Annotated in this window: 24 protein-coding genes; 12 read left to right on the top strand and 12 right to left on the bottom strand. The window is 69.0% G+C overall.

Features of this window, described 5'->3' with window-relative positions:
* Positions 1-6: 6 nt before the first annotated feature.
* Together ACWIGI_RS08805 and ACWIGI_RS08800 are read right to left on the bottom strand one after the other, a co-directional pair.
* Positions 7-1398, bottom strand: a complete 1392-nt coding sequence (locus ACWIGI_RS08805) for an ATP-binding protein (protein WP_454201844.1) — start codon at positions 1396-1398, stop codon at positions 7-9.
* Positions 1399-1472: 74 nt separating this feature from the next.
* Positions 1473-2159: a response regulator transcription factor gene (locus ACWIGI_RS08800; RefSeq protein WP_454201755.1), complete on the bottom strand. Its 687-nt coding sequence runs from the start codon at positions 2157-2159 to the stop codon at positions 1473-1475.
* Positions 2160-2489: 330 nt separating this feature from the next.
* Between ACWIGI_RS08800 and ACWIGI_RS08795 the strand changes: the two genes are divergently transcribed.
* The 6 genes from ACWIGI_RS08795 to ACWIGI_RS08770 all read left to right on the top strand — a co-directional run bounded on the left by ACWIGI_RS08795 (position 2490) and on the right by ACWIGI_RS08770 (position 9054).
* A complete protein-coding gene (locus ACWIGI_RS08795) occupies positions 2490-5576 on the top strand; it encodes an ATP-binding protein (protein WP_454201754.1) in 3087 nt (1028 codons plus the stop codon).
* Positions 5573-5980, top strand: a complete 408-nt coding sequence (locus ACWIGI_RS08790) for a roadblock/LC7 domain-containing protein (protein WP_454201753.1) — start codon at positions 5573-5575, stop codon at positions 5978-5980. The genes ACWIGI_RS08795 and ACWIGI_RS08790 overlap by 4 nt, the downstream gene beginning before the upstream one ends.
* A 10-nt stretch (positions 5981-5990) precedes the next feature.
* Entirely contained in the window at positions 5991-6365 is a 375-nt protein-coding gene (locus tag ACWIGI_RS08785; protein ID WP_354985268.1) for a DUF742 domain-containing protein, read from the top strand.
* A complete protein-coding gene (locus tag ACWIGI_RS08780) occupies positions 6346-7050 on the top strand; it encodes a GTP-binding protein (protein ID WP_454201752.1) in 705 nt (234 codons plus the stop codon). Before ACWIGI_RS08785 ends, ACWIGI_RS08780 begins: the two co-directional genes overlap by 20 nt.
* A gap of 39 nt (positions 7051-7089) precedes the next feature.
* Complete coding sequence (locus ACWIGI_RS08775) at positions 7090-7908, top strand: MHYT domain-containing protein (protein ID WP_454201751.1); 819 nt, start codon at positions 7090-7092, stop codon at positions 7906-7908.
* Positions 7909-8034: 126 nt separating this feature from the next.
* Positions 8035-9054, top strand: coding sequence for a DUF1906 domain-containing protein (locus ACWIGI_RS08770; RefSeq protein WP_454201750.1), 1020 nt, complete (start codon positions 8035-8037; stop codon positions 9052-9054).
* A gap of 235 nt (positions 9055-9289) precedes the next feature.
* On the opposite strand, the gene rpmF is transcribed toward ACWIGI_RS08770, so the two are convergent.
* From rpmF to mrf, 3 genes are read right to left on the bottom strand one after another with little or no spacing between them, the layout of a single operon-like run.
* Positions 9290-9463: a 50S ribosomal protein L32 gene (gene rpmF, locus ACWIGI_RS08765; protein WP_454201749.1), complete on the bottom strand. Its 174-nt coding sequence runs from the start codon at positions 9461-9463 to the stop codon at positions 9290-9292.
* Position 9464: 1 nt separating this feature from the next.
* Positions 9465-9764 carry a type B 50S ribosomal protein L31 gene (locus tag ACWIGI_RS08760; RefSeq protein ID WP_454201748.1) on the bottom strand — a complete coding sequence of 100 codons (300 nt, stop codon included), beginning with the start codon at positions 9762-9764 and terminating at the stop codon, positions 9465-9467.
* A 4-nt stretch (positions 9765-9768) separates the two neighbouring features.
* Positions 9769-11127, bottom strand: coding sequence for a ribosome hibernation factor-recruiting GTPase MRF (gene mrf, locus ACWIGI_RS08755; protein ID WP_454201747.1), 1359 nt, complete (start codon positions 11125-11127; stop codon positions 9769-9771).
* Between the two features lie 127 nt (positions 11128-11254).
* On the opposite strand from mrf, the gene rpmB reads away from it, so the two are divergent.
* Genes rpmB through rpsR form a run of 4 tightly spaced genes read left to right on the top strand, consistent with a single transcriptional unit; the run spans position 11255 to position 12265 of the window.
* The gene (gene rpmB / locus ACWIGI_RS08750) at positions 11255-11491 is read left to right on the top strand and encodes a 50S ribosomal protein L28 (RefSeq protein WP_454201746.1); all 237 of its coding nucleotides are present in this window, start codon (positions 11255-11257) and stop codon (positions 11489-11491) included.
* 10 nt (positions 11492-11501) lie between these two features.
* Positions 11502-11672, top strand: coding sequence for a 50S ribosomal protein L33 (rpmG, locus tag ACWIGI_RS08745; protein WP_454201745.1), 171 nt, complete (start codon positions 11502-11504; stop codon positions 11670-11672).
* Between the two features lies 1 nt (position 11673).
* Positions 11674-11979, top strand: coding sequence for a 30S ribosomal protein S14 (gene rpsN / locus ACWIGI_RS08740; protein WP_454201744.1), 306 nt, complete (start codon positions 11674-11676; stop codon positions 11977-11979).
* A gap of 31 nt (positions 11980-12010) precedes the next feature.
* Positions 12011-12265 carry a 30S ribosomal protein S18 gene (gene rpsR, locus ACWIGI_RS08735; protein ID WP_454201743.1) on the top strand — a complete coding sequence of 85 codons (255 nt, stop codon included), beginning with the start codon at positions 12011-12013 and terminating at the stop codon, positions 12263-12265.
* Between the two features lie 154 nt (positions 12266-12419).
* Here the strand turns inward: rpsR and ACWIGI_RS08730 are convergent, their stop codons facing one another.
* Positions 12420-12977: a LysM peptidoglycan-binding domain-containing protein gene (locus ACWIGI_RS08730; protein ID WP_454201742.1), complete on the bottom strand. Its 558-nt coding sequence runs from the start codon at positions 12975-12977 to the stop codon at positions 12420-12422.
* A 205-nt stretch (positions 12978-13182) separates the two neighbouring features.
* Here ACWIGI_RS08730 and ACWIGI_RS08725 point away from each other — a divergent pair, with 205 nt between their 5' ends.
* Complete coding sequence (locus ACWIGI_RS08725) at positions 13183-13644, top strand: hypothetical protein (protein ID WP_454201741.1); 462 nt, start codon at positions 13183-13185, stop codon at positions 13642-13644.
* Between the two features lie 130 nt (positions 13645-13774).
* On the opposite strand, the gene purH is transcribed toward ACWIGI_RS08725, so the two are convergent.
* The 6 genes from purH to sucC form a co-directional block, all read right to left on the bottom strand.
* Positions 13775-15358 carry a bifunctional phosphoribosylaminoimidazolecarboxamide formyltransferase/IMP cyclohydrolase gene (gene purH, locus ACWIGI_RS08720; RefSeq protein ID WP_454201740.1) on the bottom strand — a complete coding sequence of 528 codons (1584 nt, stop codon included), beginning with the start codon at positions 15356-15358 and terminating at the stop codon, positions 13775-13777.
* Positions 15355-16038 carry a phosphoribosylglycinamide formyltransferase gene (gene purN, locus ACWIGI_RS08715; protein WP_454201843.1) on the bottom strand — a complete coding sequence of 228 codons (684 nt, stop codon included), beginning with the start codon at positions 16036-16038 and terminating at the stop codon, positions 15355-15357. The genes purH and purN overlap by 4 nt, the downstream gene beginning before the upstream one ends.
* 49 nt (positions 16039-16087) lie before the next feature.
* Positions 16088-17653 (bottom strand): cell division protein PerM, encoded by a 1566-nt coding sequence (locus tag ACWIGI_RS08710; protein WP_454201739.1) that lies wholly within the window; start codon positions 17651-17653, stop codon positions 16088-16090.
* A 163-nt stretch (positions 17654-17816) separates the two neighbouring features.
* Positions 17817-18818: a DUF5336 domain-containing protein gene (locus ACWIGI_RS08705; protein WP_454201738.1), complete on the bottom strand. Its 1002-nt coding sequence runs from the start codon at positions 18816-18818 to the stop codon at positions 17817-17819.
* Between the two features lie 196 nt (positions 18819-19014).
* Complete coding sequence (sucD, locus tag ACWIGI_RS08700) at positions 19015-19929, bottom strand: succinate--CoA ligase subunit alpha (protein ID WP_454201737.1); 915 nt, start codon at positions 19927-19929, stop codon at positions 19015-19017.
* Between the two features lie 14 nt (positions 19930-19943).
* Positions 19944-21110: an ADP-forming succinate--CoA ligase subunit beta gene (gene sucC, locus ACWIGI_RS08695; RefSeq protein WP_454201736.1), complete on the bottom strand. Its 1167-nt coding sequence runs from the start codon at positions 21108-21110 to the stop codon at positions 19944-19946.
* Positions 21111-21650: 540 nt separating this feature from the next.
* Between sucC and ACWIGI_RS08690 the strand changes: the two genes are divergently transcribed.
* Positions 21651-23018, top strand: a complete 1368-nt coding sequence (locus ACWIGI_RS08690) for a peptidoglycan DD-metalloendopeptidase family protein (protein ID WP_454201735.1) — start codon at positions 21651-21653, stop codon at positions 23016-23018.
* Positions 23019-23238: the final 220 nt, after the last annotated feature.

The following is a 23238-nucleotide window of genomic DNA, read 5'->3' as shown; positions in this document are numbered from 1 at the left end:
GGCGAGCTAGGTTTCGGTACCCACGAACGGTGCGCTTTCTCCGGGTAGGACGATACGGATCAGGGCGCCGCCGCGCTCGGACGTGTCGATCGTGATGGTGCCGCCGTGCTTGGTGACCACCTGTTTCACGATGGCCAGGCCCAGGCCGGAGCCGGGCATCGACCGCGAGGCGGTGGTGCGGTAGAAGCGCTCGAAGACCAGTTCGCGCTCGTTCGGCGGAATGCCGGAGCCGGCGTCGTCGACGGTGAGCTCGAGCAGGCCGCGGCCGTTCTCGCGCATGGCCACCTGCACGCTGCTGCCCGCCGGGCTCCATTTGGCGGCGTTGTCGAGCACGTTGAGGATGGCGCGTTCGAGTCCGGCCTCGTGGCCGTAGACGAACCAGGGCCGCAGCTGGGCGTCGAATTCGATGCCGCTGCGCCGCCGCCGGGCCCGCTCCAGCGCGCGCTCCACCACCTCGCCGATGTCGACCTGTTCGTAGACGGTGTCGGGGGCGTCCTCGCGGGCCAGGTCGACGAGGTCGCCCACCAGGGTGGACAGCTCCTCGATCTGGGCCATCACGTCCGAGCGCAGTTCGGCCATGTCCTCGTCCGGAATGCGCGGTGCGCCCGGGCGGGAGGAGGCGATGAGCAGTTCCATATTGGTGCGCAGCGAGGTGAGCGGGGTCTTGAGCTCGTGGCCCGCGTCGGCCACCAGCCGCCGCTGGCGCTCCCGGGATTCGGCCAGCGCCCGCAGCATGGTGTTGAAACTCTCGGTGAGTCTGGCGAGTTCGTCGTCACCGGTCACCGGAATCGGGGTGAGGTCGTCGGTGCGGGCCACGCGTTCGGTGGCCGCGGTGAGCCGGGCGATGGGGCGCAATCCGGTGCGGCCCACCGCGGTTCCGGCCGCGGCCGCGAGCATGACCCCGCAGCCACCGACCACGAACAGCAGCCACGCCAGCCTGTCGAGCACCTCGCGGGTGGGCTGCAGGCGCTGCGACACGACCAGGGTGGAGCCGGAATGCGTGCGCCGGGCCAGCACCCGCTGATTGTCGACGGTGCGCAGCGAGAACCCGATCTCCCCGCGCGCGACCGCCAATTCCTGGCTGCCCACGGGCGGATTGGTGGTCTGCGGCGGCACGTAGGGCGAGAGGTCCGGGAAGATCAGGGCCACCCCGACGTCGCTGGAGTACAGCCCCGCCAGCACGATCGACTGGAAGCCGAGGCTGTCGAAGTTGTTGTCGATCATCAGCGACGCGCGGGCGCGCAACTGCGAATCCACATCGGCGTACAGCGAACGGGCCACCATCGCGTAGGCGGCGATGGAGGTGAAGGCGACGGCGACGGCCACCACGGACGCGGCCAGCAGCGTGACGCGCCAGCGCAGCGACACCGACCGCGTGAGCGGGGTCGGTGGGCGCATGTCGGCGTCCGGCCGCTGTGCGAGTCCGGCGACCACGGGCCGCCGCGGCACTGATCTAGCCACGGGTCCGGCTCCTACGGCGGGGTCTCGCGCAGCACGTACCCGACGCCGCGCACGGTGTGGATGAGTCGTGGCTCACCCTCGGCTTCGGTCTTGCGGCGCAGATACCCGATGTACACCTCGAGCGCGTTGCCGGAGGTCGGAAAGTCGTAGCCCCACACCTCTTCCAGAATGCGACTGCGGGTGAGCACCCGGCGCGGATTGGCCATCAGCATTTCCAGCAGCGAGAATTCGGTGCGCGTCAGGCTGATCTGCCGATCACCGCGCAACACTTCGCGGGTCACCGGATCCAGGGACAGATCCGCGAAGCTCATCATCTCCGAGGCCTCGGAATTGTCGACCGTGGTGCGGCGCAGCAGCGCGCGCAAACGCGCGAGCAATTCCTCGAGCGCGAACGGCTTGGGCAGATAGTCGTCGGCGCCGGCGTCCAGGCCCGCGACCCGTTCGGAAACCGAATCCCGTGCCGTGAGTACGAGAATCGGCAGATCGTCACCCGTGCTGCGAAGCCGGCGGCACACCTCGAGGCCGTCCATGCGGGGCATCATCACGTCCAGGACCAGAGCGTCGGGTCGCTGGCCGGCGGTCTTCTCGAGGGCGTCGAGACCGTCGACGGCGAGCTCGACGGTGTAGCCGTTGAAGGTCAATGAACGACGTAGCGATTCCCGGACCGCGCGGTCGTCGTCGACTACCAGAATGCGCATGGGGTCCAGTCTGCCCACAGCGACTGAGAGGCGACTGAGAAGGCCGCCTTCGACACGCCGGACGACCCGAGCGGGTGACCAGCGATTTTTAGAAACAGCTTACGCGCGGCCACCCTACCCGCTCATTTCGGAATGCGAAAGACGTTGCGCGCGGCTGCATTCGGAGGCATGTACAGCGAGTTGCTCGAATTGCCGATACCCAGCTCACGCGGTATGTTGCAGGCCGTACAAAAAGACCTCTAGTTGGTTCTGCGCGGGTTCAGGCCCCAACGCCGTACAACCGCATACGACCCGGGGTCAACTCTTGAAAGCGGAGGCGACGGAAGCGGGATGGAAGCGACACCCCGGTCCTGGCAATTCAGCCTGTCCAACTGGCCCGTCACACGCAAGGTCGGCATCGTATTGGTGCTCCCGGTGTTGCTCGCGTCGACCTTCGCGGTCCTGCGCATCAACTCGGAGCTGCAGACGATCAGCAACCTGGCCGCCGGTTCCGAGCAGGCTGCCGTCATGGGACCCACAGTCAAGTTCGAGAGCGCCACACAGGAGCTCGCGATTTCGGCCATCTCCGGTTGGGGTAACCCCGACCGCGACGCGGCACTGGACACCGCGACCGTGCGGTTCGATCAGACCGTCACCGACCTCGAGACGTTGCTGCGCTCCTCCAAGGTCGAGGCCGACGTCATCCAGGGACTCACCGAGTCCATCGCCATCGGCAAGACGATGCGCAACAGCCTGCGCAGCGGCTCGGTCGCCACGATCGCCGAACAGGCGGGCGCGGTCTCGGCCAAGGTGCAGACCGCGCTGACCAATTCGCAGTCGCTCAGCGATCTGCGCGTGCAGCAGCTGTTCCTGCAAATGGGTACGGTCATGACCTCGACCCGCCTGCTCACGCAGGAACGCACGCTGCTCATCGATCCCACCATCGACACCAACCCGGCGATGAAGATCCGGCTGCTCACCGCGATCGGCGCCGAGATCACCATGATCGAGGTGTACAAGGGCATCCTGCCCGCCGAGGCGCAGAACTACGCCACGCTCAAGGACGCCGCCGGCGCGCGCATCGGCATTCTCGCCTCCGGCGCACCGGATCCCGCCAGTCTCCCGCCCATGCAGGCCTCCATCGCCACGAGTATCGCGGCGTACGAGAAGGAGACCGACGCGATCGGCACGGCCCTGACCACCAAGCTCGCCGAGCTGACCACCGAAGCCCGCAACACCGTGTTGCGCGATACCTCGATCGTCATCGGCATGCTGCTCGCGGGTCTGGCCCTCGCCCTCGTGGTCGCGCGCACCCTGGTCGTCCCCGTGCGCCGCCTGCGCCGCGACGCCCTGCAGGTCGCGCACATCGACCTGCCCGCCGAGCTCGACGTGGTGCGCTCGGGCGGCGCGATCCCCGAGATCACCCCGGTCGACGTGCACACCACCGAGGAGATCGGCCAGCTCGCCCGAGCCGTCGACGACATCCACACCCAGGCGCTGCACCTGGCCGCCGAGCAGGCGCGACTGCGCCTGCAGATCGGCAACATGTTCGAAACCCTCTCGCGGCGCAGCCAATCGCTGGTCGAGCAGCAGCTCAGCCTGATCGAGGAACTCGAACGCGACGAGGACGACTCCGAACGGCTGCAGAGCCTGTTCCGCCTCGACCACCTCGCGACGCGCATGCGCCGCAACGGTGACAACCTGCTCGTGCTGGCCGGAACCGCGCTGCGCCGCGGTCATCTCGCGCCGGTTCCGCTCTCGGACATGCTGTGGTCCTCGGTCTCCCAGGTGGAGGACTACCAGCGCGTCGAGATCGGCACCGTGCCCGACGGCATCGTCGCGGGCGAACCCGCGGTCGACATCGAACATCTGCTCGCCGAGCTCATCGACAACGCACTGCGGTATTCGCCGCCGTCCACGCCCGTGGCGGTCTCGGTGGCACGCGCCGTGGACGGGGGCTACCTCATCGAGATCACCGACCGCGGCCTCGGAATGAACGCCGAAGACCTGCAGTCCATCAACGATCGCCTCGCCTCCGGCGGCGAGGTCAACGTCGAGACCGCACGCCGCATGGGCCTGTTCGTGGTGGGCCGCCTGGCCAAGCGCCACAACATCACCGTGAGCCTGCGCCGGACCTCGGCCATGGTGCAGCAGCCGGGCATCACCGCCAGCGTGCACCTGCCGGGCACCCTGGTCTCGCCCGCGCCCGAGCGCAACAACGGCACCGACACCGGGCAGTTCCCGGTGACCGCCGCGCTGCCGGTGGCGCCGCAGCACGGCGCGCCGCTGACCATGGCGCCGGCGGCGCTCACCCCGGTGCCCCCGCTGGCGCCGGCCACGCCGTTCGCGCCGATCTCGGGCCCGCAGCCGGTCATCACGCCGCCGCGGCTCACGCCGGTACCGAATCCGCCCGCCGATCCGCCCGCGCGGTTCGGGGTCACCAGTACCGGTCTGCCGCAACGCCGTACACCCGGCGTCGACACCGGTGAACAGCCGGTCTTCGGCGGCGGCTTCGCCGCCGACCAGTCCCGGGACGGCTTCTCCGACGCCTTCGCGGAACAGCGGCCCGAGCCGGTCGCGCCGCAGGCCCGCGGGGTCGATTTCTGGGGCGAAGCGCCCGCGACGCCCGAGGCGCCGCAGCGGCCCGAGCCCGTCGCGCCGGTCGCGCGGCCCGAACCGGTACCGCCGGTCTCGCGGGACGCCAACGGTTTCGGTGCGCCCGGCAACGGCTTCGGCGGCGGCAGCGGCGGTTTCGGCGGCGGTTCCGCGGCCGGTGACGGCAACTTCTTCACCAGCGACTACAGCGCGTTCGGCAACGCGCCCGAGCCCGCTCCCGCCGGGCCCGGCGGCAACGCCGGTGCAGTCGGCGGCAACGCCGCGGGCGCCAACGGCACGAACGGCAACAGCGGCGCGGGTATCGGCAACGGCGCCGGTACGAACGGCGCCAACGGAAAGAGCAACGGATCCAACGGCAATGGCGCGAACAGCGTCGGAGCAGGTGGCAATGGTGCGAACACGGTCACGAACCCGGGCGCGAGCAACCTCACCGCGGGTAACCCCGTCACGGACCGCAAACCCATCGGCAACGCCGGTGCGGGCAACGGCGGCGGCAGTCCGATCTACCAGCGCATGGTGTCGGAATGGCTGGTCGAGCCCGCGGCGGGTGGGCAGTCACCGGTGAGTACCGACTGGACGTCCAACGCCGACGCGGGCTGGGCCGCGGCCGAGGAAGCGGCCAATCCCACCAGCAGCTCCAAGACCCAGGGTGGTCTGCCGATCCGGCGGCCCGGCGCACAGCTCGTGCCCGGCGCCGCGGCGCAGGAGGACGAGGGCGGCGCGCGTAACCCCGACGAGATCCGCAACAGCCTGACCAGGCATCTCAGCGGCGTCCGCTCCGGGCGAGCCGACTCGCAGTACAACGACGGAGGGCATGCATGACCGACACCCAGCGCACCCAGACCGATGAGAATCTGAACTGGCTGGTCACCCGCTTCACCCGAGAGGTGCCGGGCGTCTCGCACGCCGTCCTGGTCTCGGCCGACGGTCTGCTGCAGGCCACCAGCCCGCATCTGCCCGCCGATCGCGGCGAGCAGCTCGCGGCCGTCACCGCCGGTCTGGCCAGCCTGTCCGCCGGTGCGGCACAGCTGTTCGACGGCGGCAAGGTCATGCAGTCCATCGTGGAGATGCAGCGCGGCTACCTGCTCGTCATGAGCGTCGGCAACGGCTCGCATCTCGCGGTACTGGCGAACAAGCAGCATGACATCGGCCGCATCGGCTACGAGATGGCACTGCTGGTGGACCGGGTCGGATCCGTGGTGCAGGCCACGGCCCGCACTGCGTGATGGGTCGACCATGACAATTTCAAACGGGGGCGGCGGCGCCCGGCCCACCAGCCGGGTCCGCCCGTACGCATTGACCTCCGGCCGCACCGAGCCGGCGGTTGATCTGCCGCTCGAGGCGGTCGTGGAAACACTGTCCTTCACCGCCCATTTCGATTGGCCCGCCGGTGACATCCGGACCGAGATCCTGCGGTTGGGCACGGCCCGGCTCTCGGTCGCCGAGATCGCGGCGCACCTGCAGCGGCCATTGGGCATGATCCGGGTCGTGATCGGCGATCTCGTCGTCGCCGGGACCCTTCGCGTGCATTCGACTCTGAGCGACCAGGCGACCTACGACGAGCGCCGATCTTTGATGGAGAGGACCCTGCATGGACTCCGCGCCCTTTGACGGCGGGAGCTACGGCGGTGCGCCCCAGTACCCCACTGGCGGACCACAGTTCCCGGGAGCGAACCAGGCTGTAGCGCAGCAGTATCCGCCCCGCCCGGGCGAGGAGTTCCGGACCGTCGCCTCGACCAAGATCGTGGTCGCGGGCGGTTTCGGAGCGGGCAAGACCACCTTCGTCGGCGCGGTCTCCGAGATCGTGCCGCTACGCACCGAGGCCATGGTGACCGCCGTGTCCGACGGCGTGGACGATCTCGCCGCCACGCCCGGCAAGGAAACCACCACGGTGGCCATGGATTTCGGGCGCATCATCCTGCCCGGCAACCTGGTGCTCTACCTGTTCGGCACGCCCGGGCAGCGCCGCTTCTGGTTCATGTGGGACGACCTCATCAAGGGCGCCATCGGCGCGGTGGTGCTGGTCGACACCCGCCGGATCGAGGACAGCTTCGCGGCGGTCGACTTCTTCGAGGCCAAATCGCTGCCGTTCCTCATCGCGGTGAACCGCTTCCCCGACGCCCCGCGTTTCCCGGTCGCCGAACTGCGCGAGGCGCTCAGCGTCCGCGAGGGCGTGCCGATCGTCGACATCGATGCCCGCGACCCGGGCGAGGTCCGGCGATCACTGGCCGCCGTCACCGAGTACGCCATCGAACGACTGATGGCGGCGCAACGCGAAACTGCTCGCCGCGGCTAGCGATCAGCGCGCGGAGAGACACGAAAGCAGGGGTTCAGGGTGATCTATTTCTCTATGGGCTACTGGGTGATCGGCCTGACACTGATCGTGTCGGTCGCCGGTGCCGCCTGTGGCCTGGCGTGTATTCGCCAGTCCACCAAATCGGTGACCGCGCGGTTCCGCCTGGTGTGGCTGTTCGTCGCGGCCAGCTCCATCGGCGGCGTCGGTGTGGCGCTGTCGGTCTTCGTCTCCATGCTCGGTTTCGAGGTCAAGGGTGGCCAGATCCGCTACGACACCACCCTGACGACGCTGTTCTCGGCGCTGTCCGGTTTCGTGGTGTTCGCGGCGCTGATCATCGCGGGCAAGACCCTGAGCTGGTGGCGCATCGCGGTCGGCGCGCTGGTCATGGCCGCCGGGCTCGGCACCGTGCACCTGCTGTTGCTGTCGGCGATCCGGATTCGCGGCACCATCGACCGCGGGCTGGTGTCGATCATCGCGGTGTACGTCATCGCGGCGCTGATGTCCGGACTGCTGCTGTGGTTCATGCTGTGGGCGCAGTCGGTGCCGGTGCTGCTGGCCGGATCGCTCGCCTACGCGATCATGGTGACCGGTATGCACTACGCCGGGCTGACCGGATTGACCGCGCATCTGGACGGGTCGGCCGTCATGCCCGACGGCGACGAGCTGTTCAACTTCTTCGTACCGTTCTTCATCATCGGCTCACTGTCACTGGCCATTCCGATCACCGCGATCCTGGTCGCGCCCGATCGGCGTGAGGCCAGGCAGCAGTCCGCTCCGGCGGATCAGGATCTCGCGCACAGCCCGTCGCTGGCGGTGGCCTCGCGCCAGTCGGGACCGCGCAGCGTGCTGCCGCACTGATCGCGTGCCGCACGAGCACTTCCGGGCCGGGTCGCCGACAGCGACCCGGCCCGACCCGTTTCCGGGTCCGGGACGGACTTCGGGATTGCCGTGCCCCGGTGCGACGCTCGAATTACGATGAGTGTCATGCGTTTCGGGCTGGATTACGCCGCGGGTCGGCCCGGGGCGAGCGCGATTCGCGCCGCCGGGTTCGATTTCGTCGTCCGCTATCTCTCCAGCGGCGGAGCCTCGCTGCCGGGCAAACTGCTCACCCCCGCCGAGGCCGAAGATCTACGCGCACACGGTGTCTCGATCGTCTCGAACTGGGAGACCACGGCCGCGCGCATGCTGGACGGCTACGGCGCCGGCGTCACCGACGCGCGGACCGCGCTCGCGCAGGTGCTGCGCTGCGGCGGGCGCACGGATCGGCCCATCTACTTCTCCGCCGATTTCGACGCGACACCGCAGCAGCAGGGGCAGATCAACGCCTACCTCGAGGGCGCGGCGACCGTGCTCGGCAGCACGAATGTCGGTATCTACGGCGGCTATTGGCCCGTGACCAGGGCCCTGGACGCCGGCGTCGCGGACTGGGCGTGGCAGACGGTGGCCTGGTCGGGCAGCAATCGCGAGCCGCGGGCGCAGCTGTTGCAGACCGGCGAGCAGGTCTACGTCAACGGCGTGCAGTGCGATGTGAACGAGACCGACCGAATCGACTTCGGCCAGTGGGACTTCGAACAGGAGGAACAGGACTTGACGCCCGAACAGGACCAAATTCTGCGCGACATCCAGACCCAGTTGCGCGGGCCCGGGCTGGCGGGCTGGCCGCAACTGGGTGACGACGCGCAGGGCAATCACCGCACACTGGTCGACGCGCTGGCCGCCGCGCTCACACTGATCGACGAATTACGCACCGAGATCAGCGAACTGGAAGCCACCACCGCCGACCTCTCCGAGGAGGTCGCGCGGATCTCCGGGCATCACTGGCCGTTCCCGTTCTCCCTGCTGGAGGGACCGGCGACCGCGGTTGCCGAACAGTTGGCCCGGCTCGAGCAATTGCTGCCGGATCTACCGCTGCCCGGATGGGGCGATAGCCCACAAAGCGGACAGAACAGACAAAGTGACGATTCGAAGGATCGAATTGCGGCCGGCCCCGGCCCGATCGACTGAGCGTGTGCCGGATGTCGGTAATTATCAGTCGAATTGGCTGGTTTGCCGGTAATTCTCCGGCGCGCAAGGGGTTCAACTGCCCCGAAAGTGGCGATGAGCGGGTTCTTCTGTCACCAGAAGAACCCGCCCTCGGCCATGAGAATACCGTCGCAACAGCACGGATTCACAACTTTGAGAAGACTTTTTAGATCCTCTCGCACAAAGTCCGGCCCGGGACACCGATACCGGCGCGGTGTCAGAGCTCGCGGGGATCCAGCAGCCCGAGCGTCACCGCTCGCACCAATCGGCGCGGAACCCGGTGCACCACACCGGCAACGGTGACCGGCACCAGATCCGGCGCGGTGGCCTTCCACTGCGAACGCCGGCTGCGGGTATTGGATCGCGACATCCGCCGCTTCGGAACCGCCATGTCAGCTCTCCTTTCCGGCGCCCGCGGCGGCCGGGTTCCCGGCGCCGCCGCCGCGCACCCGCTTACCGAACCGGCGCTCGAACTTCTCGACCCGGCCCGCGGTATCGAGCAGGCGCTGCGCGCCGGTCCAGAACGGATGCGAATCAGCGGTCACGTCGACCACGATCAGCGGGTAGGTCTGCCCGTCCTCCCACTCCACGGTGCGATCGGAGGTGGCGGTGGAACGCGTGATGAAACGCTTTCCGGTGCCCGAGTCCTCGAAGACCACCGGGTGGTAGTCGGGGTGGATTCCTGCTTTCATCACATCACCTTTCGTTCTGGCGGGAACCGCCGTCGCCGGAGACCGGCGTGGATCTGGTTGTGTCGCACGGCTCCTCGTGCTGATCACCGAACGGGTCCGCCCAGGCCGCGACCCGCTCGGGCGCGAAGCGCACCTGACGCAGCTCGTCCTCGTCGACCAGCGCCCAGTGCAAGGCGTGCCGGATCTCCTCGGCGTCCGCGTCGTGCACCAGGATCACCAGCGCGGTGTGCCGGTCGCCGAAGTGCTCGTGCCAGCGCATCGAGGCCATGATGCGGCGCTCCGGATCGACCTGTTCGATCTCCTCGGATGTCATGGCGGCCAGCCACTTTCCCGCGCCGCCGACCCGCAGGCCGCCGCCCGCGGACTCCAGCCAGACCACTTCCTCCGGCTGGGTCGCGAGCCAGACCCGGCCGCGCGCGCTCACCACGCCCTCCAGCAGGACGTCGATGGCCGTGTGCAGCCGTTCGGGGTGGAAGGGGCGGTCGGTGGCGAATTCGAGCAGCTCCACCCCGCAGTCCGGTTCCAGCGGCGGCTCACCGCGCAGCAGCGAGGCGTGCGGGTCGAAGCCGTGGCCGCGGCGCGCGGTGGCCGGAACACGGTCCAGCAGGCCGTAGAGGGCGTCGGCGCGCAGCATGCCCGAGGACGGGCCGGCGTCCAGCGCCGCGGGCTCGGGCAGCCAGCTCACCGGCGCCATCGGGGCCAGGCGGGCCAGTACCGCGGCGGTGCGCAGCCGGTCCACCGGATCCACTCCGCCGTCGAAAGCCAGCAGGGCGTCGGCGAATTCGACCTGACCGACGGCGAGCTGCGCGATGGTGCGATCGTCGTCGGCGGTGGCGTGCCCGCGTTCGGCCAGGGTCTCGTCGCCGGTGGCGTCGGCGAGCCAGTCCGCCGCGTCCAGGCAGGTGAGCACGGACTCGATGCGCACGTTGCGCCCGGCCGGGCCGTCGACCCGGCCCACCACGTCGCTGACCACGACGTGCCGGATGGCCTGGCACACCGCCTCGGCCTCGAAGGCCGGATCCAGCGCGAGCACGATGCGGCGGACCGAATCGCGGGTCGCGAGCTGACACAGGTACGGCAGCAGGTCCATGCGCAGCGTGCACGAGACGCAGCCGTGCGCGAGTTCGAGCACCGAGATGTCCTCGCGGCCGTTCAGGCGGACGATGCGGCGCACGACGCCCTCGTGCAGTTCGCTCAGGTCGTGGCGGACCACGATGGTGCCGGGCTCGGCGCCCAGCGCCCGGGCCGCGCGCTGAACCCCGTCCGCGGCGCGGCCGGGCAGTCCCGCGAGGACGAGCACGGGCGTGCGGCGGTCGCGCTCGGGCTGGGTGTGGTGGCCGCTGATGGCACCGGTGTCTGACACCGCCGTACCCCTTTCGACAACGATTTTCATTTACCGAGGGCTCAGCGTACATTGGAATAGATCCGTTGTCGAAAACGATTGTCATCTGCATGTAGAACCGGGGCAGTATGACGCGAAGGGAGCGACCATGTCGGCCATCTGCCAGGTCACCGGGCGTAAGCCGGGCTTCGGCAAGTCCGTCTCGCACTCACACGTGCGAACCAACCGGCGCTGGGATCCCAACATCCAGCGCAAGACCTACTTCCTGCCCAGCGAAGGCCGGCGCGTCACGCTGACCGTCTCGGCCAAGGGCATCAAGACCATCGACCGCGACGGCATCGAGGCGGTCGTGGCCCGGCTGCGCGCCGCGGGCCAGAAGATCTGAGAGGAACCAGATGGCATCGAAATCGACCGAACTCCGGCCCATCATCAAGCTCAAGTCCACGGCCGGGACCGGGTACACCTACGTCACCCGCAAGAACCGGCGCAACGACCCCGACCGCATGGTGCTGCGCAAGTACGACCCCGTCGTGCGCAGGCACGTCGACTTCCGCGAGGACCGCTGACATGGCCAAGAAGTCGAAGATCATGAAAAACGAAGTGCGCCGGGAGATCGTCGCGCGCTACGCCGAGCGCCGCGCGGAGCTCAAGGAGATCATCCGCAAGCCCTCCTTCTCGCCGGAGGAGAAGGCGGCGGCGCAGTCCGCCCTGGGCCGGCTGCCGCGCGATGCCAGTCCGGTACGCTTGCGCAATCGGGACGCCGCGGACGGACGCCCGCGTGGCCACCTTCGGAAGTTCGGTCTCTCGCGAATTCGAGTGCGAGAGATGGCTCACCGGGGTGAACTGCCCGGTGTACGCAAATCGAGCTGGTAAACCGAAGATCTCGTGAGAAGGAACCGCTGACATGGCAGTGAAGCGAGCACCCTCGAAGAAGGCCCGCGCAGAACAGGGCCGCAAGCCCAAGAAGAATCCCCTCATCGCCGCGGGCGTGGAATACGTCGACTACAAGGACGTGAACCTGCTCCGCACGTTCATCTCCGACCGCGGCAAGATCCGCAGCCGCCGCGTGACGGGGTTGACCCCGCAGCAGCAGCGGCAGGTCGCCATCGCGGTGAAGAACGCACGCGAAATGGCGTTGCTGCCGTTCACGAGCCGATAGGGCTCGTGCCCCTGGTAGGGGGGAAATACCAAGCGCCCCTGATGCATTCGCATCAGGGGCGCTGTGTATGAGGAAGAGGTGGGCCGGGTGCGACCGCACGATGGCCCCGGTGCGAGAGCACCGGGGCCATCGGGATATCCGTGGGGCGTGCGCCTTACGGGATGGTCAGGACCTGGCCGGGGTGGATGAGATCCGGGTTGTCGACGCCGCTGGCGGCGGCGATGTCGCCGTAGCGGTTGCCGTCGCCGTAGTACTGCTCGGCGATGGCCCACAGGGTCTCGCCGGGGGCGACGGTGTGGGTGCGAGCGGCGGGCGGGGCCTCGGCCGGCGGCGGGGCGTCGACCGCGGCGGCCACCGTCTCCTCTTCGACGACGATCGGGTTGTCGGTGTTGGTGCCGGTGGACCAGACGGCGCCCTCGGAGCCGTAGAGCACGACGTTGCGGTCGGGCTGCACCACCAGGCGGTCCACGGACTTGCCGTTGGTCTCGGTGGACCATTCGGCGCCGTCGTCCTTGTAGAGCACGAAGTTGCCGTCGTCCTGCAGCGCCGCGCGCTTGACGCCCTTGCCGTTGGTGCCCGCGGCCCAGACGACGTTGCCGTCCGGCTCGGTCAGCACCAGGTTGCCGTCTTCTTGCAGGGTCAGCGAGTAAGCGCCGCCTTTGAGCGACTGACCGAGACCAAGTTCTTCGCCAACTTTCAATGCGTCGCCCACGGCATGTCCTTTCGGGAGGGGGAGATCATGAGATAAGTCGATGGCGCGTAAGTGCATTCGCACATCTGCCATCGAGGCTACTGCTATCCCGACGAACCGCGCAGAGAATACGCGCCGAGTCATCGGATAATTTGGCTCACTGTCGCTGGATATTCGCCACCCCGTCACATCCGCCCCGACCGGTCGGACCGTTAGGCTGGCGCCCATGTACGGGAATTGGGGACGCCGCCTCCTCGCCTCCGCAGCCGCCGGGCTGCTCTGCCTCGGCGTCGCAGCCTGCGGGAACACCGAAAACGCCGACGACAGCCCACAGTCCGGCATCACGACCAGCGCCGGCCTGGCCACCCCGGCCGAGGCGTCACCGGGCCAGATCGGCCGGCCGTTCACCGCCGATCCGGCCATCGTGAACCCGCACCCCCTGGAGTTCGACAGCTGGACTCGACTGGACGGCAACAAGATCTCGGTGAACTTCCAGACCGGCGCGCCCGAGTGCTACGGCGTGGACGCCACCGTCACCGAAACCGACAAAACAGTCACTGTGGCTTTGCGTTCGGGCACCCGCCCCGACGCCGTCGGCAAGATGTGCACCATGATCATGGTCTTCGGCAGCCTGGAAGTCGAGCTGAAGTCCCCGGTGGGCGATCGAACGGTCCTCAGCGTCAAGTAGTTACACCGCCCGAGCTCGGGAGGGCACCGAAAAACGAAGAGCCGGTTGCGAATTCGTCAGGACGAACCGCAACCGGCCTCGAATGACCCCGGACCGCCACGCATACGCGCGGCCCGGGGCCGGAAACAACTCAGTGCGCGAAGTGCCGTGCACCCGTCAAGTACAGGGTCACGCCCGCCGCCTTGCACAGTTCGACGGTGTCGCTGTCGCGAATCGAACCACCCGGCTGCACGATGGCGCGCACGCCCGCGGCGACCAGGATCTCCGGGCCGTCGGAGAACGGGAAGAACGCGTCGGACGCGGCGACCGAGCCCGCGGCCCGCTCCCCCGCCCGGTCCACCGCCAGCTTGCAGGAGTCCACGCGGTTGACCTGCCCCATGCCCACGCCGACGGCCGCGCCGTCGTTCGCCAGCAGAATGGCGTTGGACTTCACCGATCGGCAAGCGCGCCAGGCGAATTCGAGATCGGCCAGGGTCGCGGCATCGGCGGGAGCGCCGGCCGCCAGGGTCCAGTTGGCCGGATCGTCACCCTCGGCGTCGAGCACGTCGCGCTCCTGCAGCAGCACACCGCCGCTGATCGGACGCAGCTCCGGGCCCTGCCGCTGCGGCGGGGTCGCGACCAGCACGCGCACGTTCTTCTTGCGCTGCAACACTTCCACCGCACCGGGCGCGTACGCCGGGGCGACGATGACCTCGGTGAAGATCTCGGCGACCTGCTCGGCCATCTCCACGCTCACCTCGCGGTTGGCCGCGATCACGCCGCCGTACGCGCTCACCGGGTCGGTGGCGTGCGCCCGGCGGTGCGCCTCGGCGATGTCCGCGCCGACCGCGATACCGCACGGGTTGGCGTGCTTGATGACCGCCACCGCGGGCGCCTCGAAATCGAAGGCGGCGCGCCAGGCGGCATCGGCGTCGGTGTAGTTGTTGAACGACATCTCCTTGCCGTGCAACTGCGTTGCCTGCGCCAGCCCTTCCGGGCCGGCCTCGGCGCTGTACGCCGCGGCGCCCTGATGCGGGTTCTCGCCGTAGCGCAGCACATCGTCACGCGTCCAGGTCGCGCCGATCCACTCCGGGAAGCGCTGCGGCGCTTCGGCTTCGGGATCCTCGGCGGCAGCGGACGGCGCGGCCACGCTGGTCATCCAGCTGGCGACGGCGACGTCGTAGGACGCGGTGTGCTGGAAAGCCTTGGCCGCCAGCGCGGTTCGCTCCGCGAAGGTGAAACCGCCGTCCTGCACCGCCTTCAGCACGTCGTCGTACGCGCCGGTGTCCACCACGACCGCGACCGACGGGTGATTCTTGGCCGCGGCGCGCACCATCGACGGCCCGCCGATATCGATCTGCTCGACGCTCTCGTCGATGCTCGCGCCCGAAGCCACGGTCTGGGTGAACGGGTACAGGTTCACCACGACGAGCTGGAACGCCTCGACACCGAGCTCGGCGAGCTGGTCGACGTGCTCGCTCTTGCGGGTGTCGGCCAGGATGCCCGCGTGCACGCGCGGGTGCAGGGTCTTGACCCGGCCGTCCAGGGTCTCCGGAAAGCCGGTCAGGTCCTCCACCTTGGTGACCGGGATACCGGCCTCGGCGATCCTGCCCGCGGTCGAACCGGTCGAGACCAGCTCCACGCCGGACTGATGCAGGCCGGTGGCCAGCTCGATCAGGCCGGTCTTGTCGTAGACGCTCACGAGAGCCCGCTTGATGGGCTTGCGCTCACTCACCGGAGAACCTCATCTGGGATAACTGCCTTTCGTCCATCGGAGACAATGCCTCGGTTCGCGACGGCGGCGACGACCTCCGCCAGCAGCCGCCGCTCCACGATCTTGATGCGTTCGTGCAGGGAACCCTCGTCGTCCGAGGGCAGCACCGGAACCGGCTCCTGCGCGAGAATCGGGCCGGTGTCGACACCGGCGTCGACCAGGTGCACGGTGGAACCGGTGACCCGGACCCCGTAGGCCAGCGCGTCCCGCACCCCGTGCGCGCCCGGGAACGCCGGCAGCAGCGCGGGGTGGGTGTTGATGACCCGGCCGCCGAAGCGCGCCAGGAACGCCGGGCCCAGGATCCGCATGAATCCGGCGGAGACCACCAGATCCGGCTGGAAGGCGTCCACGATCTCGGTCAGCGCCTGATCCCACTGCGCGCGATTCTCGAAATCGCCCGGCTCCACCATGAACGAGGAGACGTCGAACTCCTCGGCGTGCGCGGCGGCCGCGCATTCGCGATCCACGCCGACGGCGACGATCCGGGCCGGATACCCCGGCTCCCTGGTCGCTTCAAGCAGCGAACGCAATAGCGAGCCGGTGCCGGAGGCGAGCACGACGACGGTCGCGGGCGCGGACGGCGGTAGCAGCTGGGCGGGCGTGGAACTCAGCGCACTACTCCCTGTGTCGGGGGTGGAAATGGAGACGGCGGGGGCGTGACCGCCACCCCAGAGCCTAACGACCGCCCACCTACGACTTGTCCGGCAGGTCTCCCTCTACCACTTCCGCGTCGACGATGTCGGCGTTCTCCTCGGATTCGGCCGGCGATTCGACGTCGAGCGCGAGCGGTTCGTCGACGAGTTCGCCGTCGATCTCGTCGGTGTCGCGCGGGGTCTCGTAGTCGTCGTAGTACTCGTCGTCCGCGTACTCGTCGTCGTACCGATCGTCCTCGTACTCGGAGTCCTCGTAGTAGTCGTCCTCGTACTCGGCGTCGTCGTAGTCGTCGTCCGCGTAGTCGGTGTCCGCGTAGTCGTCGTCCGCGACCGGGTCGTACGCCGCACCGGCGGCCGCGACGCCCGCGGCGCCCGCCGCCGGAATCGCGAACCAGCGCGCGCCGAACAGACCCAGGAAACCGCCGGCCGCGAACCAGAGCGCGACCAGTACCGCCGACACCCCGGTACTCGGCCCGATCCAGCCGAAGGTGCCCAGCTCACCACCGGCGGGCAGGGCGACCAGGGTGAACAGCGCCGCCACCACGCCCGCCGCGGTGAGCGTCGCCCAGGGCGCGCCGGGCCGATCATCGCTGCTGCGAGCACAATCCAGGCCGCACAGCACGGCCACCGCCGCCGGGGCGAGCAACAGCGCGAACCACCAGCCCGCCGCCGGACCCGAAGGCACCGCCGCGGCCAGCGGCACCGCCGGAACCGGCGCGCCCTCGACGCCGAACAGGCTCAGCGAACCCGGGCCGACGCGCAACTCACCGCCGACCAGCACGCTCACCGTGTCGATGACCGCGTTGGGCAGATACGCCAGCGACAGCAGGCTCAAACCCAGTACGCCGACGAAGTTTCCGGCCGTCGCGTAGGTGTCGCCGATCGACGCGAAGTGCACCAGGAACGAAACCAGCACGGCCACACCGGCCACCGCCGCCAGCCGCCAGGCCGCGCGGAATCCCGCGCGGACGCCCGGAACCACCCAGTCCGGCACCGGAATCGGCGCGAGCTCCGCGAAGTCGCGCCAGTGCCGGGCGCCGACCCCGAACAGCACGGCCAGCAGGTGCAGGCCGATCACCCAGCCGAACGCGGACAGCGTGTTCGGCGGTTGCAGCGGCACCACGGCCGCCGCGTCATCGGCCACCGCCAGGCAGATCGCGGTGATCAGCAGCGGCCCGCCGACCGCGGCGCCCGCGATCCAGGCCAGATCGACCGGGGTGCAATGGTTCCCGTCGCGATCCTCCGAATCGGCGTACTGCGCGGCGGCCGCGGCACAGTCGCGCGCGGCCAACCACAGCAGGAATCCGGTCGGCAGCAGCGGCCACAGCCCGATCGCGGTCTTGCCGATCGTCAGCGGAACCTGATGCACCGCAAGCCAGCTCGCCGCGATGGCGCCCGAGGCCCCCGAATAGCCGCTCCCCGCGGCCGCCAGCGTCCCGAACACCAGCCCGAAAACGATCAGCAGCGTCACGCTCGAAGCCCGCGTGGCGACGATCAACAGCACCCTGGCCCGTTCCGGGGTCAGCGAGCCGAACCCGCCCCCGAAACCCCCACCCGGCCGGACCGAACCACGCGGCACAGCCCGCACATCCTCATCGGTCACCCGAGCCAGGGTAGTTCTCGGAGCACTCATGGAAAACCAGCGTGGCAGCTTCGGACACGCTGAAGACTCAGGCGCGCCGAGTGGTTCCGTCGGTCCATCGGCCGAAACGGCAACGGCCCCCGGGTTTCCCCGGGGGCCGTTGGTCGTTCGAATTACTACCGGACTACTTGTCGTCCTGGCCCGGGCGGAACGCGCGGGTGGCATCGGCGGCCGGATCGGCGTTCTGCTCGCCGCCGAACGGCTGCGCCGGACGCGGATTCGCGCCGCCGAAGTGCTGGGTCGCGTCGGCGCTGCCCGCGGGCTGGCCGAACTGCTGGCCCGGCTGGCCGTAGCTCTGCTGACCCGGCTGCTGGCCGTACGACGGCTGCTGGCCGTAGGTCGGCTGGGAGCCGGTGCCGTATCCGGCGGGCTGCTGGGAGTACCCCGGCTGCTGGTACTGCGGGCCGGTGCCGTAGCCCGGCTGCTGACCCTGCTGCTGCGCGGGCTGGCCGAACTGCTGGCCGGGCTGGCCGTAGCTCTGCTGGCCCGGCTGCTGACCCTGCTGCTGGCCGTAACCCTGCTGACCGTAGCCGCCCTGGCCGAAGCCGGGCTGCCCGCCGAAGCCCTGCGGCGCAGCCGGTTTCGGAGCCGGGGGCTTGACCACGCCCAGCTCGAACAGCAGCGCGAGCACGGCGACGACCGCCTGCACCAGGGACAGGAACAGCAGCGCCCAGGCGGCGCCGGCCGGATCCAGGAAGCTCGACAGCGTGAACACCTGGAACAGCAGCGTGATGAAACCGGCCACCGACGCCGCCGCGACGATGCCGGTCTGCTTGGTCTGCTTGGGCAGCAACGAGAAACCGGCGATCAGCGCGGCCAGCAGCAGCAGCGCCACCGGCGCCGAGCCGCCCGCGCTGAGCAGACCGCCGCCGAAGGCGTCGTTCTCACTGGAATCGGCGAGGGCGGACTTGTCCACCTTCGCGAAATCCAGCAGGCCGAGCAGGAAGTTGATGGCGCCGAGGGCGACAACGCCCACGGTCAGAAAGAAAGGCAGGCCCTTGGCCGAAGCCGCCGTCGTACTCGACCCTGCTGCGGGACCGCCCGTGGGCTGCGAGCCGTAGCCTGGTGCGTTGGAAGGCGTCGGCGCGGGCCCGTTGTATCCCGAGCCCCCGGTCGGGTATGACATGTCGTCGCTCCTATCGAGTCGTTCACGAACTCTTACCGACGCTACTGCACTCGACGTCGGGGGTCATCACGTAGTGCCGCGCGGCCCGCCGCGAATATCCCGATTCGGCATACCGATTCGGCGACGCCGCGAGCACGCGCGAACGGCGAAGGCCGCCTTCCCCCCCGGGGAAGGCGGCCTTCGTGCGATCCGGGGATCAGGCGGTGATGGACGCCTTCTCCAGGATTTCGCGCGCCAGGGCGGCGGTCTCGGACGGCGTCTTGCCGACCTTCACGCCGGCGGCCTCGAGGGCCTCCTTCTTGCCCTGCGCGGTGCCCGCGCCGTCGGAGACGATGGCGCCGGCGTGGCCCATGGTCTTGCCCTCGGGGGCGGTGAAGCCCGCGACGTAGCCGACGACCGGCTTGGTGACGTTGGCCTGGATGTAGGCCGCCGCGCGCTCCTCGGCGTCGCCGCCGATCTCGCCGATCATGACGATGAGCTTGGTCTCGGGATCCTTCTCGAACGCCTCGATGGCGTCGATGTGGGTGGTGCCGATGACCGGGTCGCCGCCGATGCCGATGGCGGTGGAGAAACCGAAGTCCCGCAGCTCGTACATCATCTGGTAGGTCAGGGTGCCGGACTTGGAGACCAGGCCGATCGGGCCCTTGCCCGCGATGGTGGCCGGGGTGATACCGACCAGCGCCTCACCCGGGGTGATGATGCCGGGGCAGTTCGGGCCGATGATCCGGGTCTTCTGACCCTTCTCGACGTTGTAGGCCCACGCGTAGGCGGAGTCCTGCACCGGGATGCCCTCGGTGATGACCACGAGCAGCGGGATCTCCGCGTCGATGGCCTCGATGATGGCGTCCTTTGAGAAGGCCGGCGGCACGAACGCGATCGAGGTGTCGGCCCCGGTCTTCTCGATGGCCTCGGCGACGCTCGCGAACACCGGCAGCTCGACGGTGTTGCCGTCGGCGTCGACGTGCGACACGGTGGTGCCGGCCTTACGGGCGTTGACGCCACCGACGACGTTGGTGCCCGCCTTCAGCATCAGCGCGGTGTGCTTGGTGCCCTCGCCGCCGGTGATGCCCTGGACGATGACCTTGTTGTCCTTGTTCAGGAAGATAGACATGTTGGTTCGTGTCCTTACTTGGCCGCAGCCAGCTCGGCGGCCTTGTCGGCGCCTTCGTCCATGGTCTGGGCGAGGGTGACCAGGGGGTGGTTGAAGTCGGCGAGGATCTTGCGGCCCTCTTCGACCTTGTTGCCGTCGAGACGGACGACCAGCGGCTTGTTGGCCTCGGCGCCCAGGGTCTCCAGCGCGCCCACGATGCCGTTCGCGACCGCGTCACAGGCGGTGATGCCGCCGAAGACGTTCACGAACACGGACTTGACCTGGGCGTCGCCCAGGATGACGTCGAGACCGGCGGCCATGACGGCGGCCGAGGCGCCGCCACCGATGTCGAGGAAGTTGGCGGGCTTCACGCCGTTGTGGTTCTCACCGGCGTAGGCGACGACGTCCAGGGTCGACATGACCAGACCGGCGCCGTTGCCGATGATGCCGACCTCACCGTCGAGCTTGACGTAGTTGAGGTCGTTCTCCTTGGCCTTGAGCTCGAGCGGGTCGGTGGCCTCGATGTCGGCGAAGGCCGCGTGGTCCGCGTGGCGGAACTCGGCGTTCGCGTCGAGGGTGACCTTGCCGTCCAGGGCCAGGATCTCGTTGTCGGGGGTGCGCACCAGCGGGTTGACCTCGACCAGGGTGGCGTCTTCACCGATGAAGACCTCCCACAGCTTCTGGATGGTCACGGCCGCGGCGTCGAGCACGTCGGCGGGCAGGTGGCCCTGCTCGGCGATCGAGCGCGCGAAGGCGAGGTCGACGCCCTTGACGGCGTCGACGGGCACCTTGGCCAGGCGCTCGGGGGTGTTCGCGGCGACCTCTTCGATCTCCATGCCGCCCTCGACCGAGCACATGGCCAGGTAGCTGCGGTTGGAACGATCGAGCAGGAAGGAGATGTAGTACTCCTCCGCGATGTCCTTGGCCTCGGCGACCAGGACCTTCTTGGTGACGTGACCCTTGATGTCCAGGCCCAGGATGTTGGTCGCGTGGGTGAACGCGTCGTCGGCGGTGGCGGCGTACTTCACGCCACCGGCCTTGCCGCGGCCGCCGACCTTGACCTGGGACTTGATCATGACCGGCTTGCCGATTTCTTCGGCGATCGCACGCGCTTCCTCGGCCGTGTCCGCGACGCGGCCCTCCGACGAAGGCACTCCGTGCTTCACGAAGAGTTCCTTCGCCTGATATTCGAAGAGATCCATGTACTCACCGTCTCGTCTGCGTTGTGGTGACAACGTCTGTGTTGGCGTCCCGCGGTCGGCCCTTGCGACTGCTTGCAGATCGCTCGAGGCCAGTGGGTCGGGTCGGACTCTAATCAGTCGAACGGAGCCGAAATCAGCCGCATACAGCCTAAGTGGCGCAGGTCACGGTGCTGTCTCCGCTCCCGTAAAACCGCACGAAATTGCTACTCGCCGGTAGCTTGTTGACGGTCCGCCAGGTAAGGCCCGCGAATCCCGGAGACCGGTATCGGCTACTACAAAATGTAGTGGCCGCGGCTCACTGGGTTACCCCGGGCACAGTGAGGAAATTCCGCCACCTAGAGTGATGAATGTCACACCGGTGCGTCGAACCATGTCCATCGCTTGCTGACCCGCAATCGTTTCGTTACCGTCGATGCGGTCGATGTCACAACCCGGTCACGACAGGAGGACGGCAGGCTTGACGCAGCACAGCGCTCCGCAGGTAGAGCTCCGCTCCGCAGGCACTCCGTCAGCATCGCGGCACATCCCGGACCAGCGCCGATGAGCGCGGATTCCTTCACCACGCGCCATCGGGCCAAACACGGCCATCGATACCGCGAGGACGCCGACAACGCTTACGAGGCGCCACAGCCCACCCCCACGCAGGTCTCGCACGGCGATTGGGGGTCCCGGGAGTCCTGGGCCGCCCCCGCCGGAGACTGGAATTCCGGTGCGAACGCCTGGAACTCCGGCGCCGACTCCTGGAACGCCGCCGAGAGTTGGGGTGAGCCCGCCGATCGGCAGCCGCAGCCCACCTGGCAGGCCGCCCAATCGGAGTGGAACGCCCAGCCCCGCTGGGAGAACGCCGCCGCCTGGGACGAACAGTCCGCCTGGAACTCCGGCGCCGCAGACCAATCCGCCTGGGACGAACCGCATTCCGACTGGCAGGGCGCGCCCGCCGACACCTGGAACGCGCCCGACGCGGGCGAATGGGCCCCGCAGCGGCAGTCCGCCTGGGACGACGCCGACCCGGCCCCCTCCGGTGAACACCGCCCGGTCTACAGCTTCCGCACCGCCTCCGGCGCCCGGCTCGAATTCTCCGGCGACGGCGCGCGCGTCGATCAGCAAGAGCCCGAAGACGATTCCGCCGCCGCCCGGCCCACCCGCTCCGGCGGCCGCCGCCGCGCCGCCGGCGCGCATCGACTGCCCGCACCGCCCGCCGCGCTCAAGGGCCGCGCCGCCGTGGTGGCCGTGGCCGCCGGCGCGGTCGTGGCGGCCGGCCAGGCCGGGATGGACTCGGTGTCCTCCCCCGCCGTGGAAACCGTGGATTACCAAGCGGCCGCGCAGGTCCGGGAGATCTCCTCGAACGAGACCCTGGACGGCGGTCTGGTCGAGGCGGCCAGCGGTTCCCCGCAGGTGCTCGCTTCGGGCGCCCCGGCCGGAATCGATCAGTTCAACGACATCCTCGCCAAGGGCGCGCAGTACGCCGCGGATCTGGCCGAGGCCGAGGCCGCGAAACTGCGCCCGATCTTCGCGAAGTTCTTCGCTGCGGGTAACTACACCTCCGGTTTCGGTCAGCGCTGGGGTGTGCAGCACACCGGCGTCGATATCGCCGCGCCGATCGGCACGCCGCTCTACGCGGTGGCGGACGGCACGGTCATCGAGGCCGGTCCCGCGTCGGGTTTCGGCATGTGGGTTCGCCTGCTGCACGACGACGGCACCGTGACCATCTACGGCCACATCGATACCGCCACCGTCTCGCAGGGCCAGCGCGTCATGGCGGGCGATCAGATCGCCACGATCGGCAACCGCGGCTTCTCCACCGGCCCGCACTGCCACTTCGAGGTCTGGCTCAACGGCTCCGACAAGATCGACCCCCTGCCGTGGCTCGCGTCCCGCGGCATCTCCCTGGGTGTCCAAAGAGACTAGCGGTCCCGCCTCTCCGGATATTCAGCGCACGGCTTAGAGCCGTGCGCTGTTCCATTCGCGTGGTGCGGTCAGGTGCACACCCGATTTCGGGCGTCCCCCGGGAGTTACCCCGACCCTCACGAAATCAGTTGTGCTGTCCCGCCTCCCCGAATACTCAGCGCACAGCCGAGAGCCGTGCGCTGTCCAATTCGCGTAGTGCGGTCGGGTGCGCACCCGATTT

It is taken from the genome of Nocardia sp. NPDC055321, from assembly GCF_053645575.1.
The sequence above is the reverse complement of the archived record's forward strand: the minus strand, read 5'-3'. Positions and strand labels throughout refer to the sequence as shown.